The 633-nt window shown below is 42.7% G+C and carries 1 protein-coding gene; it reads left to right on the top strand.

The window, feature by feature from the left end:
• On the top strand, positions 1 to 591 hold a 591-nt coding region (locus tag R7P35_RS24905), incomplete at its 5' end, for a glycerophosphodiester phosphodiesterase family protein (RefSeq protein ID WP_318093057.1).
• Positions 592 to 633 lie beyond the last annotated feature (42 nt).

Here is a 633-nt window from a genome sequence, read left to right as displayed (position 1 = left end):
ACAAAAGATAACGTACTTGTGGTTTGCCACGATCATACGTTAAATCGATGCAGCAATGGCAAAGGACGAGTTGATGCGCATACGTTGGAAGAACTAAGACAATTAGATTTCGGTGGCTGGTTCAGCGAAGATTTTGCTGGCGAAACTATCATGACTCTTGAGGAGCTATTAAGTTTGGCTACTGAGCGAGGTCTAAATCTGAATATTGAAGTGAAAGTAGACCGCCATCCAGCGGACGAAGTCGCACAAACGCTCGCAAAAGTGCTTACCGAAAGTTCAATGCCTAGAGAGAACCTTTTACTCTCAAGCTTTAGTCATGATGTCATCAGAGCACTTTACCAGCATTGCGAAGGTTATCGTTTGGGTGTTTTAAGTGAGTTTTTTACAAAAAAAGACGGGCTATTGTTAGATGAAGTGAAAGCGTACAGCTGTAACCTAAATATTAACTGGGTTCGTTCGCGTCAGATCATTAAGCTGCAAGAAGCGGGCTATAAGGTCATGTGTTACACGGTCAACAACCCGAATAAGCTCAAGCACCTTCCGCAATTAGATGGCATTTTTAGTGACCATCCAAAACGTTTTATGCAATAACCTTTCAAAGCTCCCGTGGGATAACAATTCCTACCACTCGAT

Origin of the sequence: Vibrio sp. Vb0304, assembly GCF_033338995.1 — a bacterium.
Classification (GTDB): domain Bacteria; phylum Pseudomonadota; class Gammaproteobacteria; order Enterobacterales; family Vibrionaceae; genus Vibrio; species Vibrio alginolyticus.
This window is presented reverse-complemented; position numbering and strand designations above follow the sequence as displayed.